This is a genomic window from Pseudoalteromonas sp. APC 3691, assembly GCF_030408135.1.
GTDB lineage: Bacteria > Pseudomonadota > Gammaproteobacteria > Enterobacterales > Alteromonadaceae > Pseudoalteromonas.
Genome location: NZ_JASDCB010000054.1, coordinates 1 through 15,323, shown reverse-complemented (window position 1 = coordinate 15,323; position 15,323 = coordinate 1). Strand labels below are relative to the sequence as shown.

The window sequence follows — 15,323 nt, the reverse complement described above, 5'->3', positions numbered from 1 at the left end:
AGAGACACGACATGGTAAAGCAGTGGTTTAAGTCTGGTTCTCCTTGGATTTGGATGACCGGTGGTGCAGTAAGCATCAGTTTGATTTCAGTTTTAGGCTTATTAGCAATGATAGCCTGGAAGGGATTAAGTTTTTTTTGGCCTTCGGAAGTTGTGCAATTTGAACTTGAAGGGTCGATTGCAAAGCAAACCGTGATTGGCGAAGTTTACGATCGTGAGTTAGTACCAAAAACGCGTTTAGCCGCGACAGGTATTGATGTTAGCGAATTTGAAAAAGAAGAAATAGAGCGCTTGCTTATTAAAACAGGTAACCGCGAATATGTAGATTTAGATTTTCGTTGGATATTAGAAACCGACATAAAAAATAAAACAGCACCAGCGGCGCTTGCTGTATTTGAGCGTAGTAAAAACGGTAATTTTTATGGTTATGTTGAAAGTGTAATTAAAGATGGTAAACCAGTCGAAGGCGATAAGATTGAAGCGCTACATGAGCTTGTAGAGCGTGCAGTAGACTTAAACGACGAAGCACTTGATTTGCAAAATGGTGACATTGGGCATATTAACTATGAGCTTGAGCGTCTTCGTTTAAAAGAAAAGGGCTACTTACTAGATAACGCACTTACTGATGAGCGTGTTGCTGAGCTTGCTCAAGAGCGTGCTGAATTACGTGCACAGTATGGTGTACTTGAAAAAGATTTATTTGCACTACGCAAGCAAGCTAAGCGTGACCACGTAACTGTAAAAGATATGCGCGGTGAGGTTGTAACGATTCCAATGTACCAAGTACTTGATGTTTGGTTTCCAAACGACATGGGCTTTTTTGCAAAGCTAGGTCACTATTTTGTACAGCTAGGTAAGTTTGTGTCTGATGATCCACGTGAAGCAAATACAGAGGGCGGTGTTTTCCCTGCTATATTTGGTACTGTGTTTATGGTTATGTTGATGGCTGTAATAGTGACACCGTTTGGCGTTGTTGCTGCGATTTACTTACACGAGTACGCCGCTAAAAATGCAATCACTAAAATGATTCGTATCGCGGTGATTAACTTGGCTGGTGTTCCTTCAATTGTATATGGTGTATTTGGCCTTGGCTTTTTTGTATACATGTTAGGTGGTAGCTTAGACCAACTATTTTATCCAGAATCGTCGCCAACGCCAGTATTTGGTACGCCAGGTGTAATGTGGTCGGCGTTAACGCTTGCTATATTAACTTTGCCAGTTGTTATTGTATCGACTGAAGAAGGCTTATCTCGTATTCCAAGTACCGTACGTGACGGTTCACTAGCGCTTGGCGCAACAAAGGTTGAAACGTTATGGCGCATAATTATTCCAATGGCAAGCCCTGCAATTATGACTGGTTTAATACTGGCAGTTGCGCGTGCTGCAGGTGAAGTTGCACCATTAATGTTAGTAGGCGTTGTGAAAATGGCCCCTACATTACCACTTGATGGTAACTTCCCGTATTTTCACTTAGATAGAAAGTTCATGCACTTAGGCTTTCATATATACGATGTTGGCTTCCAAAGCCCTAATGTTGAAGCGGCACGTCCGCTGGTATACGCCACTGCCTTTTTATTGGTGTCGGTGATTATTACCCTAAACATAACGGCCATTGGTATACGTAACCATTTACGTGAAAAATTCAGATCGCTTGAACACTAATTAGTAAAGATTTTATAGGTAACAAAAATGATTACAGTCGCTCCACAAGTAAACCAAGCTAATATTGGTCAAAAGTTAGACCTAGAAAATTTAACGGATGATCAAAAAGCGCTAGAGATTAAAGACCTCGATCTTTACTACGGTGATAAGCAGGCGCTTAATAAAGTAAATATGAACATTCCTAAAGGCCAAGTAACTGCGTTTATCGGGCCGTCTGGGTGTGGTAAATCAACATTACTGCGTTGTATTAATCGCATGAATGATTTGGTTGATATTTGCCGTATTGAAGGTGAAATATTACTCCATGGTCAAAATATTTACGATAAGAGCGTAGATGTAGCAGCACTTCGTCGTAATGTAGGCATGGTGTTTCAGCGCCCTAATCCATTTCCTAAATCAATTTATGAAAATGTAGTTTATGGCCTGCGCTTACAAGGCATTAAAGAGAAACGTAAATTAGATGAAGTGGTAGAGCAATCACTTCGTGGTGCTGCTTTGTGGGATGAAGTAAAAGATAGATTGCACGATAGCGCGTTTGGCTTATCGGGTGGTCAGCAACAACGTTTAGTTATAGCTCGCTCAATTGCAATTGAGCCAGAGGTACTTTTACTTGATGAACCAACATCAGCACTCGACCCTATTTCTACTTTGGTAATCGAAGAGCTAATAAACGATTTAAAAAACAAATTTACCGTTGTTATTGTTACACACAACATGCAACAAGCAGCGCGTGTATCTGATCAAACAGCCTTTATGTATATGGGCGAATTGATTGAATACTCAGACACAAATACCTTATTTACTACACCAACGAAGAAAAAGACTGAAGATTACATTACCGGTCGTTACGGTTAATTAGCCCGTTATAGCGTGTTGTACAAGATTAAGAGAGAAGGTAACTATGGAACATAATATTAATAAGCATATTTCTGGGCGCTTTAACCAAGAACTAGAAAATGTACGTAACCATGTATTGAGTATGGGTGGCTTAGTTGAGCAGCAATTAAATAGCGCGCTTGATGCGGTGAGTCGTAACGATGCTGAGCTTGCTCAAAAGGTACGTCAGAACGATTACAAAGTAAATGCAATGGAAGTCAGCATCGATGAAGAATGTACGCGTATCATTGCTCGTCGTCAGCCTGCAGCAAGTGACTTACGTTTAGTGATTGCAATTGCAAAAACTATTGCAGATTTAGAACGTATTGGCGATGAAGCTGAGCGAATTGCTAAAGTTGCACTAGACTCATTTACTAAAGATCAGCAAGATTTATTAGTAAATATTGAAAATATGGGCCGTCAAGTTTTAAAAATGCTACACGACGTACTAGATGCATTTGCGCGTATGGATGTGCAACGCGCATTTCAAGTACATAAAGAAGATGCAAAAGTTGACCGCGAATATGAAGCTATCACACGTCAAATAATGACTTACATGATGGAAGATCCACGCTCAATCCCGAAAATCATGGACTTAGTTTGGTCTGTTCGCTCATTAGAGCGTATTGGTGATCGCTGTCAGAACATTGCTGAATACATTATTTACTTTGTTAATGGCAAAGATATTCGCCATACATCTCAAGAAGATATAGAAAAATCATTATGATTTTTCATCCATCATGTATTTCTATTAAAGCGGCTTAGTGCCGCTTTGTGTATTGCAAGCTTTAGTGAAGTAATAAAAAGCGTTCACAATCTTGGTTAATACTGTAAAATTCATGCTGCAAAGCATATCAATTTGATTAAAGGGTCAGTTATGCCTACAAACGCGTTTTTAGGAGTATTTGCAAAATCTCCTATCAAACCAATGGAAGAACACATCAAGAAGGTTCATCAAGCAAGTAAAGCCTTGATACCTTTTTTTAATCACGTATTTAAAGAAGAGTGGGTACAAGCTGAAGAGCTTCGCATCACTATTCGCAATTTAGAACGTGAAGCTGATGATATGAAAAGAGATATACGATTACAATTGCCACGTGGTTTATTCATGCCGGTAGAGCGTACAGATCTTCTCGAATTAGTAACTCAACAAGATAAAATTGCCAATAAAGCAAAAGATATTGCAGGACGAGTGATTGGTCGTGAAATGACCATTCCTAAAGTAATGCAAGCTGATTTCTTAGCTTACTTAACCCGTTGTGTAGATGCGACTAAACAAGCATCTAAAGCAATTAACGAATTAGAAGAATTGCTAGAAACGGGTTTTAAAGGTCGAGAAGTCACCTTAGTAGAAAAAATGTTAGTTGAATTGGATGCCATAGAACAAGACACGGACGAAATGCAGATAAAAGTACGCCGCCAGCTACGTGATGTAGAGGGTGAGTTAAATCCAATTGATGTTATGTTTTTGTACAAAATCATTGAATGGGTTGGCGAGCTTGCAGATATTGCAGAGCGCGTAGGATCACGTCTTGAGCTGATGTTAGCTCGTTAATTTACAATCAGTTCAAACACGAAAGATTAAGGTTTTACAATGGATATCATTGCATCTTACGGCACGGTATTAATTTTAATTGCCGCAGCAGTCGGCTTTTTTATGGCTTATGGTATTGGCGCGAACGACGTAGCGAACGCCATGGGTACATCTGTAGGTTCAAAAGCGCTAACAATCAAACAAGCTATTTTTATAGCGATGATTTTTGAATTTGCAGGCGCCTATTTAGCAGGTGGTGAGGTTACATCAACAATTCGTAAAGGAATTATTGATGCAGCACCATTTGCAGATATTCCGGAATTAATGGTTCTGGGTATGATTTCGTCTTTATTTGCAGCCGGTGCTTGGTTATTAATGGCCTCGTTCTTAGGTTGGCCTGTATCTACAACTCACTCAATCATTGGTGCAATCATAGGTTTTGCGTTAGTTGCAGTAGGTACTGAGGCGATTCAATGGGATAAAGTAGGTGGTATTGTAGGTAGTTGGATTATAACACCTGCCATATCAGGCTTTATTGCATACTTAATATTCATGAGTGCACAAAAGCTTATTTTTAATACCGATGCACCACTAAAAAATGCTAAACGTTATGTCCCTCTTTATATGGGCTTAGCAGGTTTTATCATGGCATTGGTTACAATTAAAAAGGGCTTAAAGCACGTTGGTGTAGACCTAGGCTCAGCTGAAGGCTATGCACTGTCAGTAGGTGTTGCAATAGTTGTTGCTGTGATTGGTAAAATTGCCATATCTCGCTTAAATATCGATCCAAAAGCAGATAAACAAATGCAATTCAACAATGTTGAAAAAGTGTTTGCTGTTCTTATGGTATTAACAGCATGTTGTATGGCCTTTGCACATGGTTCTAACGATGTTGCTAATGCAATCGGTCCACTAGCTGCTGTTGTAAATATTGTTGAAAACAATGGTGAAATTGCTAAAAAAGCGGCTATTGCTTGGTGGATTCTACCTCTAGGTGGTTTTGGTATTGTTGCGGGTCTTGCTATTTTGGGCAAAAAAGTAATTAAAACGATTGGTGAAGGCATTACACATTTAACGCCTAGCCGTGGTTTTGCTGCTGAACTAGCCGCTGCTTCTACCGTTGTTATTGCATCAGGTACTGGTATGCCAATCTCTACTACTCAAACCTTAGTAGGTGCGGTATTAGGTGTAGGTATGGCACGTGGAATTGGCGCGCTTAACATGGGTGTTATCAGAAACATTGTAGTTTCTTGGGTAATTACATTGCCAGTTGGCGCTGCCCTTGCTATTGTTATTTTCTACGTACTAAGAACCGCATTTGGGGTTTAACAAAAAAGTACTCAAAGACTTTTAGCTTGAAAAGATCTCAATGCCCTAGGTGTTGGGGTCTTTTTATTTGTGGAAAGAAAAAATGACCAATCTTCCAAGTATCAAACAGCTACAGTATTTATTAGCTGTTCATCAACATCAGCACTTTGGCAGAGCTGCCAGTGCCTGTTTTATAGGGCAATCTACTTTAAGCAGTGCTATTCAAAATCTTGAAGAAACACTAGGCTGTCAGCTAATTGAGCGCGAAAATCGCAGCCTTATGTTTACCAGTATTGGTGAAGAAGTTGTTGAGCGCTCTCGTAAAATAATTAACGATACAATTAGTTTAAAAGAGCTCACTAAAAGCTTTTTAACACCGCTGAGTGGTAAATTAACAGTGGGTGTTATACCTACAATTGCTAGCTTTATAGCGGCTCCTCTGTATCACTTTTGTAAAGAAACCTTTTGTGATTTAGAGCTGGTATTAATTGAAGATACGAGTGACAAGCTACTGGATAAACTTGAGCATGGGCATATTGATTTAGCGCTACTTGCACTGCCATACGAAACCGATAAATTTCATACACAAGTATTGGCAAAAGATCAGTTTAGTTTAGTGCACCATAAGGACTACAGCGCTGCAAAGGGCGTAGTCGACTTTAATCTATTACCAGAGGCTAGCGTATTCTTACTCGAGCGTGAGCACTGTATGACAGGCCATGCGCTTAGCGCATGTCATTTAAACCGTGCTAGTTGTATTAACCCATTTGAAGCAGCAAGCTTGCATACATTATTGAGTATGGTTGAGCATCAGCTCGGGGTGACTTTTTTACCACAAATGGCGATTAACGCCGGAATTTTAGATAATAAAAATATGGTGGCAACACCATCACAAAGCGATGCATATAGAGATATTGGCATATTGTGGCGTAAAACTACGGGGCGGATCCGCGACTTTAAGTTATTTAGTCAACAGCTTGAGATATTTTTAAAGCGCCAATGTAGTTTAGATTTTTCTAAATAAGAATAGGAAATGAATGAAAGCAGCTTATAAAGGCTGCTTTTGATTTTTAAGATGGCTTTCAAAAGGCTCAAGTTCGGGTAAAAATAGTAAATAAATCCATACCACTAAGTTAAAGTAAGGCACGCAGCCTAATACAGTAAAAACCTTAACTGGGTAGCCTTTAATATTTGCGTAACGATAACACTGATACGCGATTGCAAAATGTATAATCAGTAATAACATAACTAGCTGTGTCATACCTTTCTCCTTAAAAGCTTAAATAGCTTTGAAACCCACTATAAATATCAGTACTATGCCGCCAAAAGGTAATGTCATGTTTTTAAAATGAAATGCATTAAAATACACGACATTTCTTATTTGATACTGAAAGTATAGGCAAGAAAGGTAATATTGGTAGTAACAAATTGTTTAATTTTGTTTATTTTGGGCTAGCTTGTTGTTGGTAAAACGTTTTATTTTTTGAAATTTTTTCAAGTTCATCTTTTACTTTTTCAACAGGTACTGGGCGTGCAATAAAGTAGCCTTGTCCATAATCAACACCTATCTCTTTTAGTGCAAAAAATATCTCTTCGTTTTCAACGTACTCAGCTACAGAGCGCTTATCGAGAGACCGACTAATATCATTTATTGCTTTTACTAACGCTAAATCTATAGGGTCATTAAGCATGTCGCTTACAAATGAGCCATCAATTTTTACATGCTGTGCCGGAAGCTGCTTTAAATAGTTAAATGTACTAAATCCAGTTCCAAAATCATCGATAGAAAAATGACAGCCTAAGCTATTAAGCTTCTCAATCATTTTACGAGTGGCCTTTAGGTTATTAATACTCGCAGATTCAGTTATTTCAAAAATTATCCGCGAAGCAGGCACGTTATACTTTTCAAGGTTTGATTCAATTAATGGCAATAAGCGTTCATCTAAGAACGATTGTGCTGACAAATTAATAGCAACTTGGTTTAACTCTGGGTGCTTAGATACACAAGCAATAGCATTACGTATAACGCATTGATCCATCAAAAATGTGTCGTTAAGCATTTCTAAAGAGGGAATAAACTGGTTTGGGTATACGAGTTCACCTTTGAGTTTTAAGCGTAAAAGCGCTTCAAAATAAGCAACTTTACACTCCTTAAAATCCCAAATAGGTTGGTAATGTAGTTCAATATTATCTTGCTGTAGTGCTTGGCGAATTTCATGGCCCCATTCAAGCCCTGTTTGTAGTGTATTGTTTTGAGCATCTTCTTTTGAATAGCAATGTACTAAGTTACGCCCTAGGTTTTTGGCAATATACAAAGCAATATCGGCTTGTTTTAAACACTCATTAGGGTCATTATTTTGTGTCGTGATTTGAGTTAAGCCAATAGAGCAGCTAATAGTGTATATTTGATCTTCTGATTTAAAAGCATGTTTTTCTATCGCACTACACACACCTTCTGCAATAAGGTGTGCATCCAGTAAATTCATATTGGTAAGTATGACTGCAAATTCATCCCCACCAATTCTGCATACCAGGTGATCGTCGCCAATATTTGCTTTAAATAATTGCGCCACTTCTTTTAAAACTATATCGCCCTGATGATGGCCTTTACTGTCGTTTATTATTTTAAAGTGATCGAGGTCAATATAAATAACAGCATGCTCTATGCCATCATAGGTGTATTTATCTTGGCATATTTTATTAAGCTGTTGATCAAAATAATAACGATTATGTAAACCTGTTAATGGGTCATGGTGTGCTAAATGACGTAGTTGAATCTCAGCTTGCTTTCGTTCGTGTATATTGTCGATAGTTGCGGTTATGGTCGCGTTATTACGGCTATTTTTTATTAGCTGCAATCTGCATTCAACCCAAATTAAATTGCCATTTTTGTGGGTTAACTTTACTTCTATTTGTTGCTGTTGCTCGCCACCATGTAAAATATCGTTAATAGTATAATTTAGTCTTCCTTTATCTTCGTTATTACAATAAACGCTTAATGGGGTTTGTAGTGATGATTTAACACCAAAACCGCTTAATGTCTCCCATGCAGGGTTAATAAAACGAATATGCCCTTGCTGATCAAGCTCTAAAACAACCGTATTCAAATGCAATAAAATACGCTGATGAGCCGAAAATAACTCTTTGTAACGCACTTCGCTCACGCTAAGCTGCTCTACTTTGTAAGCAAACTCAGCATAACTCACCATAAAATCTTCACGTCGTGCGGCGTGGTCACACACTTTGTTTAAAAATGAAGGATCGTAAGGGGCTCTGATAAAGTCGGTAACACCCGAAAGCAAAAGCTGCTCAGCGTAATCGGCATCGTCACTTTCTATAATTGTAACAATAGCTTGTTTAGAATTGTGCTGGAGGATTTCTTCAACGAGTACACTCGAGCTCTCTGCACTTGATGTAGTGGCATCGAGTAGCACAATTGAAAACTGCTGTTGGTTATAAGCGTTAAGTGCCGCTTTAGCTGAAGTTACGTGAGTGATAGCAAAGTTTAACTTTAACTGTTCACTTATTTTGTCGGCCGTATTTTGAAGTGGCTCTAATAATAATAAGTTTAGCCGGCTACTTTTTTCTAAGTGAGTAGATAAAACATTCGCAAGTACTTGAGGGAGCATATCTTTGTGCTCAAACGGTAGCACAGCATCTATCCCATAGCTTCGGGCTGTTGTTTCGGCAATCCGCTCACAGTAAATTGGCGGAATAAGTAAGATTGGTGTGTTTTTTGGTGTTTTTAATAATCCTGAGCGGATCATCCTAGAAAAGCGCCAGCCATCAATTTTACCAACAGTAATGCCCGTTATTATAATATCAACAGGGTGTTGTTTTAAAAGCTTTAAAGCTTGTTGACTGTCTTGGGCATCAATAAAGGTAAATACATTTAAGCTATCTAAAGTGCCCTTAATCGCGCGACGTTCAGCACTACTTGCGTTTAATATTAGCAATTTAAGCTGGTTTGGCACGAGTTGAACACTCCTAATATAACTTATAATAATTTAGCCGAATAAGAATAGTGACATTTAACCATAAGAACAAGAGAATTTAATGGCAAACACGCAAACAGACATTATAAGTTTGGCTGATTTCTTGAGCTTAATATCCGATACATATACACTTGGCGCGATTTTAAATGATGTGGATTACTAATTATGCGCGTGGCTGACTTTAGCTTTGACTTACCTGATGAATTAATAGCTCGTTTTCCTAAAGCGGACAGAACCAGCAGCCGTCTACTCACTTTAGATGGCCCAAGCGGAACTTTAGAACATAAAGTGTTTAGCGATATACTTGATTTAGTAAACGAAGGCGATTTATTGGTCTTTAACAATACACGCGTTATTCCAGCACGTATGTTTGGTCAAAAAGCTTCAGGCGGAAAAGTTGAAGTACTTGTAGAGCGGGTATTAGATGAGCATCGCGTACTTGCGCATGTACGGGCAAGCAAGTCGCTTAAGGTCGGTAACGAAGTTATTTTAGAAGGCAAAGCCAAGGCAATAATGGTTGCACGCCACGATACTTTATTTGAGCTTGAGTTCGATCATAGCCAAAACGTGCTAGATATACTTAATGATATTGGCCATATGCCACTGCCTCCTTATATTGACCGACCTGATACCGATGCTGACCGTGAGCGCTATCAAACTGTTTATGGAGAAAAGCCAGGTGCAGTTGCAGCACCAACTGCAGGTCTACATTTTGACGATAAGTTAATGACAGCACTCAAAGATAAAGGCGTAAATATGGCTTTTGTTACGCTACACGTTGGCGCTGGTACTTTTCAGCCGGTACGAGTTGATAGTGTTGATGAGCATGTAATGCACTCAGAATACATAGAAGTACCTGATGACGTAGTTGCAGCTGTTGCGCAAACTAAAGCAAATGGTGGGCGTGTAATTGCGATAGGCACAACTTCAGTTCGCTCATTAGAGTCGGCTGCTAAAGTTCACGGCGGCAAGTTAGACACGTATTTTGGTGATACCGATATATTTATTTTTCCGGGTTATCAATTTAATGTTGTTGATGCCATGGTCACAAATTTTCACCTACCAGAATCAACGCTTATAATGTTAGTCAGCGCATTTAGCGGCCAAGACAATATTATGGGCGCTTACAATACTGCAATAGAGCAGCAGTACCGCTTTTTTAGTTATGGCGACGCGATGTTTTTAACACGTAAGTAACAAAATATTGTTTAATACTCAGTCGAATATATTAAAACCCCCAGCTTAGTTGCTGGGGTTTTTGTTTGCGGCAATTGGCAAAACTGAATTTATCGCAGCTAATAGTATTAGTGAGGCAAAAAGGGTAGAATCAGGCGGTTAAATTATAGCTTGTTGGACTGTTTTTCCGACATTGAGGATGATATGAAATTTGAATTAGATTGTACTGACGGAAAAGCGCGCCGCGGCCGCTTAATTTTTGACCGTGGTGTAATAGAAACACCTGCTTTTATGCCTGTTGGTACTTACGGTACTGTAAAAGGTATGACGCCAGATGAAGTTAAAGCCACTGGTGCGCAAATATGTTTAGGTAATACCTTTCATTTAATGCTTCGCCCAGGTACTGAGATCATTAAACAACATGGTGATTTACACGACTTTATGAATTGGGACTTCCCAATTTTAACTGACTCAGGCGGTTTTCAAGTATTTAGCTTAGGCGCAATGCGCAAAATCACTGAAGAAGGCGTTTTATTTCAATCTCCAGTAAATGGTGATGAAATTATGATGTCGCCTGAAAAGTCGATGGAAGTACAGCGCGACTTAGGCTCAGACATCGTTATGATTTTTGACGAGTGTACGCCATACCCAGCAACTGAAAAAGAAGCTAAAGATTCTATGGAGTTATCTCTTCGTTGGGCTAAGCGCTCAAAAGAAGGGCATGGCGATAATCCATCTGCTTTATTTGGTATTATCCAAGGTGGTATGTACCCAGAATTACGTGCACAATCACAAGCTGGTCTTGAAGAAATTGGTTTTGACGGTTATGCATTAGGCGGCCTATCAGTAGGTGAGCCTAAAAACGAAATGATGAATATCCTTGATCATTGTGCGTTTAAAATGCCAGAAGACAAGCCTCGTTACCTTATGGGTGTAGGCAAGCCAGAAGACTTAGTTGAGTCGGTTCGCCGTGGTATTGATATGTTTGACTGTGTTATGCCAACACGTAATGCGCGTAACGGCCATTTATTTATTACCACGGGTGTAGTAAAAATACGTAACGCAGTGCATAAAACAGATACAGGGCCACTTGACCCTGAGTGTGATTGCCATACGTGTAAAAACTATTCACGAGCTTATTTGCATCACCTTGATAAATGTAACGAAATTTTAGGTGCGCGACTAAACACAATTCATAACTTACGTTACTATCAACGTGTTATGGAAGGTTTACGTAATGCAATTAGCGAAGGTAAATTAGAAGAATTTGTACAAGATTTTTATGCTCGCCGAGGCCAAGATGTGCCAGAGTTAGCAGATATAAAAAATTAAACTTTAAAATTAAAGAGGAAGTATCATGAGTTTATTTATTTCAAATGCACACGCAGCAGCTGGTCAACCTGCGGCAGGCGGTGGTTGGGAAATGCTAATAATGTTAGCTATTTTCGGTTTGGTTTTTTACTTTTTAATCTACCGCCCACAAGCTAAGCGCGTTAAAGAGCACAAAAGCTTAATGAGTATGATGGCTAAAGGTGATGAAGTACTTACCCAAGGCGGTTTAGTGGGTAAAATTGTGAAAATTTCTGAAGAGAAAGATTTCATCGTTATCTCTTTAAACGAGCAAGCAGAAGTTACAGTACAAAAATCTGCAGTATCTGCAGTATTGCCAAAAGGCACAATGAAGTCGCTATAAAAATAATAAGGACGACCCCGTGTTAAACAAGTTTCCAGTTTGGAAGTATTTACTTGTTTTAGCTGTGGTAGCCATTGGCCTTTTATATGCCTCTCCAAACTTGTATGGTCGCGATCCGGCCATACAAGTTTCAGGTGCTAAAGGCGCTGATGTAGATCTCAGTGTTGTAGACAAAGTAAACGCAATCCTTAAAACAAATAATGTAACCGCTAAATCGACAATACTTGAAGATGGACAAATTTTAGTTCGTTTAAAAAATGTTGAAGAGCAGCTTAAAGCGCATGACTTACTGCGTGATTCGCTGAGCGATGATTACATTTCTGCTATTAATATGGCACCTGCTCAACCAGCTTGGTTAAAAGCGGTTGGTGGTAACCCTATGAAGCTAGGTCTTGATTTAAGTGGTGGCGTACATTTCACCATGGAAATCGACATGGCAACAGCGGTTGATAACCAGCTTGAGCAAATGGAACAAGATTTTCGCAGTGACCTGCGCGAAGAAAAACTACGTTATCGTAGTGTTCGCCGTGTAGCAGGCTCCGATCGTATGCGTGTAGAAATGCGTACCGAAGAAGACAAAAATGCTGCAGAGAGTTTCTTAGAAACTCGCTACCCGCTAAATGTCTACATTGATGACAGCAGTAACGATAAAGCATTTTTTGCGACAATGAGTGAGCAAAAACTCAAAGAAATTCGTGACTACGCTATCAAGCAAAATGAAACGATTATTCGTAACCGTATCAACCAAATTGGTGTTGCAGAGCCTAACGTACAACGCCAAGGTGCTGAGCGTATTATTGTTCAACTACCAGGTATTCAAGATACTGCACGTGCTAAAGAAATTTTAGGCGCGACAGCAACACTTGAATTTCGTGAAGTAGACGAAAACGCAGATATTAGCGCTGCAGCCCAAGGTCGTATCCCAGCGGGTACTGAAATGATCATGAGCCGCGACGGTTACCCTGTTGTACTTAAAAAGCGTATTATTTTAGAGGGTAGCCATATTACGGGCGCGCAATCTGGCGCTGATGAATACCAACGTCCGCAAGTAAGTATTACGCTAGATAGCAAAGGTGGGGCAAAAATGAATGCCTTTACCAAGCGTGCTATTGGTAAGCGTATGGCAACGGTATTCATTGAGTACAAGCCATCAGGTAAAAAAGATGCAGACGGTAAAGCGCTTCCGCCTATTAAGGTTGAAGAAGTTATTAACGTAGCAACGATTCAAGCCCGTCTTGATCGCTCGTTCCGTATTACTGGCATTGATAACCCAGCAGAAGCACATAACTTAAGTTTACTACTTCGTGCTGGTGCACTTGTAGCGCCAATTCAAATTGTTGAAGAGCGCACAGTAGGTCCAAGCTTAGGACAAGAAAATATTGAAGCGGGTATGACTGCGGTTGCACTTGGCTTTGCGTTTGTACTTGTGTTTATGCTTGTGTACTACAAAGGTTTTGGTATGGTTGCAAACCTTGCGCTTGCGGCTAACTTAGTACTAATTGTAGGTGTTATGTCTTTAATTCCGGGCGCTACACTTACGCTACCAGGTATTGCCGGTATTGTATTAACGGTAGGTATGGCGGTTGATGCTAACGTACTTATTTTTGAACGTATTCGTGAAGAGCTGGCCGATGGCCGTAGCCCTCAACAAGCGATTCATTTTGGTTACGATAGCGCATTTAGCACTATATTTGATGCCAACATCACGACACTAATTGCTGCCATTATACTGTTTGCAGTGGGCACTGGTCCGATTGCGGGCTTTGCAGTGACACTTGCGATTGGTATTTTAACTTCAATGTTTACAGCCATCGTTGGTACCCGTGCGGTAATCAACTTATTTGTTGGTGGTAAACGCATTGATAAACTTTCGATTTAAGGAGCAGACATGCAAATTTTAAGTTTGGGTAGTAGAACCCTTCGTTTCATGTCTCTTCGAAAAGTGGCTATGGGTTTCTCGACGCTACTAATTTTAGCGTCGTTTGCATCAATTTTTATCAAAGGCCTAAACTTTGGTTTAGATTTTACCGGCGGTACTGCGGTAGAAGTGGGTTTTTCACAACCGGCTGACCTTAAAAAAGTACGTGATGCACTAGCTGATAATGGTTTTGCTGATGCATCAGTGCAGCTATTTGGTTCAAGCCAAGAAATTTTAGTTCGCTTAGCACCACGCGGTAGCGATGTAAAAGCTGAAGTAATTGGTAACCAAGTAATCGATGCACTTAAAAAAGCAGACGACAGCGTAGTAATGCGCCGTATTGAATTTGTAGGCCCAAGTGTAGGTGAAGACTTAAAAGAGCAGGGTGGCCTTGCCATGTTAACTGCGCTTATTTGTATCTTAATCTACGTTGCGTTTCGTTTTGAATGGCGCTTTGCAGTAGGTGCGGTAGGTGCACTACTACACGATGTTATCATTACTGTGGGTTTATTTTCTGTATTAGGTTTAGAGTTTGATTTAACTATATTAGCGGCAATTCTTGCGGTAATTGGTTATTCACTCAATGATACGATTGTTGTATCAGACCGTATACGTGAAAACTTCCGTAAGGTACGCATTGACGATACGATAGAAATTATTGATATTTCACTTACGCAAACACTTAACCGTACACTTGTAACATCAATCACGACTATTTTAGTATTGATTGCCTTGTTTGCATGGGGCGGACAAACCATTCATGGTTTTGCAACTGCATTACTGTTTGGTGTGTTTATTGGTACTTATTCTTCGATTTATGTTGCAAGCTCTGTTGCTATAGCAATGGGCGTAAGCAAAGAAGATTTAATACCTGAAGTGATAGAAAAAGAAGGCGCAGACCAAGACGCTATGCCGTAATGGTTTTGTAACTACTTTAAAAAACCGCTCATTGGGCTAACACCATTCAGTTAAGCATGCTTTGACTTAATGGTGTACCGAGTTTTTGAAATTCGAACGGTCCTACTTTTGGGCCGCTTTCTTTTTTCTGGAAGAATATAACGTTTCACTCGTTCTCGCATTGCCCTTAATTTCTTTGGAATTGAACCTGGCGAAGCGATGGCACACCAGAGTATCTCATCCTGTATATCCCGCAAAGCCATGA

The 15,323-nt window shown here is 39.7% G+C and carries 13 protein-coding genes and 1 pseudogene; 11 read left to right on the top strand and 3 right to left on the bottom strand.

The window, feature by feature from the left end:
• Nucleotides 1-11: 11 nt before the first annotated feature.
• The 6 genes from pstA (at nt 12) to QL998_RS15350 (ending at nt 6,403) form a co-directional block, all read left to right on the top strand.
• Complete coding sequence (gene pstA / locus QL998_RS15375) at nt 12-1,661, top strand: phosphate ABC transporter permease PstA (protein ID WP_290193008.1); 1,650 nt, start codon at nt 12-14, stop codon at nt 1,659-1,661.
• 27 nt (nt 1,662-1,688) lie between these two features.
• On the top strand, nt 1,689-2,516 hold the full coding sequence (pstB, locus tag QL998_RS15370) for a phosphate ABC transporter ATP-binding protein PstB (protein WP_002957840.1): 828 nt from the start codon (nt 1,689-1,691) through the stop codon (nt 2,514-2,516).
• A gap of 46 nt (nt 2,517-2,562) precedes the next feature.
• Entirely contained in the window at nt 2,563-3,264 is a 702-nt protein-coding gene (phoU, locus tag QL998_RS15365; protein ID WP_007586465.1) for a phosphate signaling complex protein PhoU, read from the top strand.
• Between the two features lie 150 nt (nt 3,265-3,414).
• Nucleotides 3,415-4,092, top strand: a complete 678-nt coding sequence (locus QL998_RS15360; RefSeq protein WP_002957838.1) for a TIGR00153 family protein — start codon at nt 3,415-3,417, stop codon at nt 4,090-4,092.
• 39 nt (nt 4,093-4,131) lie between these two features.
• Complete coding sequence (locus tag QL998_RS15355) at nt 4,132-5,400, top strand: inorganic phosphate transporter (protein ID WP_024605595.1); 1,269 nt, start codon at nt 4,132-4,134, stop codon at nt 5,398-5,400.
• A gap of 82 nt (nt 5,401-5,482) precedes the next feature.
• Nucleotides 5,483-6,403, top strand: coding sequence for a hydrogen peroxide-inducible genes activator (locus QL998_RS15350; RefSeq protein ID WP_007586467.1), 921 nt, complete (start codon nt 5,483-5,485; stop codon nt 6,401-6,403).
• Between the two features lie 24 nt (nt 6,404-6,427).
• On the opposite strand, the gene QL998_RS15345 is transcribed toward QL998_RS15350, so the two are convergent.
• Together QL998_RS15345 and QL998_RS15340 are read right to left on the bottom strand one after the other, a co-directional pair.
• The gene (locus tag QL998_RS15345; protein WP_024592496.1) at nt 6,428-6,640 is read right to left on the bottom strand and encodes a hypothetical protein; all 213 of its coding nucleotides are present in this window, start codon (nt 6,638-6,640) and stop codon (nt 6,428-6,430) included.
• A gap of 181 nt (nt 6,641-6,821) precedes the next feature.
• The gene (locus QL998_RS15340) at nt 6,822-9,353 is read right to left on the bottom strand and encodes a GGDEF domain-containing protein (RefSeq protein WP_290193007.1); all 2,532 of its coding nucleotides are present in this window, start codon (nt 9,351-9,353) and stop codon (nt 6,822-6,824) included.
• 186 nt (nt 9,354-9,539) lie between these two features.
• On the opposite strand from QL998_RS15340, the gene queA reads away from it, so the two are divergent.
• From queA to secF, 5 genes are all read left to right on the top strand, one after another.
• Nucleotides 9,540-10,571, top strand: a complete 1,032-nt coding sequence (gene queA, locus QL998_RS15335; protein ID WP_024605593.1) for a tRNA preQ1(34) S-adenosylmethionine ribosyltransferase-isomerase QueA — start codon at nt 9,540-9,542, stop codon at nt 10,569-10,571.
• Between the two features lie 183 nt (nt 10,572-10,754).
• Nucleotides 10,755-11,882, top strand: a complete 1,128-nt coding sequence (tgt, locus tag QL998_RS15330) for a tRNA guanosine(34) transglycosylase Tgt (protein ID WP_002957831.1) — start codon at nt 10,755-10,757, stop codon at nt 11,880-11,882.
• A gap of 25 nt (nt 11,883-11,907) precedes the next feature.
• A complete protein-coding gene (yajC, locus tag QL998_RS15325) occupies nt 11,908-12,243 on the top strand; it encodes a preprotein translocase subunit YajC (RefSeq protein WP_002957830.1) in 336 nt (111 codons plus the stop codon).
• Between the two features lie 19 nt (nt 12,244-12,262).
• Nucleotides 12,263-14,122, top strand: coding sequence for a protein translocase subunit SecD (gene secD, locus QL998_RS15320; protein ID WP_002957829.1), 1,860 nt, complete (start codon nt 12,263-12,265; stop codon nt 14,120-14,122).
• A gap of 9 nt (nt 14,123-14,131) precedes the next feature.
• The gene (secF, locus tag QL998_RS15315; protein WP_002957828.1) at nt 14,132-15,079 is read left to right on the top strand and encodes a protein translocase subunit SecF; all 948 of its coding nucleotides are present in this window, start codon (nt 14,132-14,134) and stop codon (nt 15,077-15,079) included.
• 50 nt (nt 15,080-15,129) lie between these two features.
• Here the strand turns inward: secF and QL998_RS15310 are convergent.
• A pseudogene (locus QL998_RS15310) lies at nt 15,130-15,323 on the bottom strand (IS4 family transposase); the annotation flags it as partial.

Bases quoted from the DNA above. Each gene is read 5' to 3' on its own strand.
- QL998_RS15355 (WP_024605595.1), top strand. From the start codon at position 4,132: ATGGATATCATTGCATCTTACGGCACGGTATTAATTTTAATTGCCGCA.
- pstB (WP_002957840.1), top strand. From the start codon at position 1,689: ATGATTACAGTCGCTCCACAAGTAAACCAAGCTAATATTGGTCAAAAG.
- QL998_RS15350 (WP_007586467.1), top strand. From the start codon at position 5,483: ATGACCAATCTTCCAAGTATCAAACAGCTACAGTATTTATTAGCTGTT.
- QL998_RS15345 (WP_024592496.1), bottom strand. From the start codon at position 6,640: ATGACACAGCTAGTTATGTTATTACTGATTATACATTTTGCAATCGCG.
- tgt (WP_002957831.1), top strand. From the start codon at position 10,755: ATGAAATTTGAATTAGATTGTACTGACGGAAAAGCGCGCCGCGGCCGC.
- QL998_RS15360 (WP_002957838.1), top strand. From the start codon at position 3,415: ATGCCTACAAACGCGTTTTTAGGAGTATTTGCAAAATCTCCTATCAAA.
- queA (WP_024605593.1), top strand. From the start codon at position 9,540: ATGCGCGTGGCTGACTTTAGCTTTGACTTACCTGATGAATTAATAGCT.
- phoU (WP_007586465.1), top strand. From the start codon at position 2,563: ATGGAACATAATATTAATAAGCATATTTCTGGGCGCTTTAACCAAGAA.
- pstA (WP_290193008.1), top strand. From the start codon at position 12: ATGGTAAAGCAGTGGTTTAAGTCTGGTTCTCCTTGGATTTGGATGACC.
- yajC (WP_002957830.1), top strand. From the start codon at position 11,908: ATGAGTTTATTTATTTCAAATGCACACGCAGCAGCTGGTCAACCTGCG.
- secF (WP_002957828.1), top strand. From the start codon at position 14,132: ATGCAAATTTTAAGTTTGGGTAGTAGAACCCTTCGTTTCATGTCTCTT.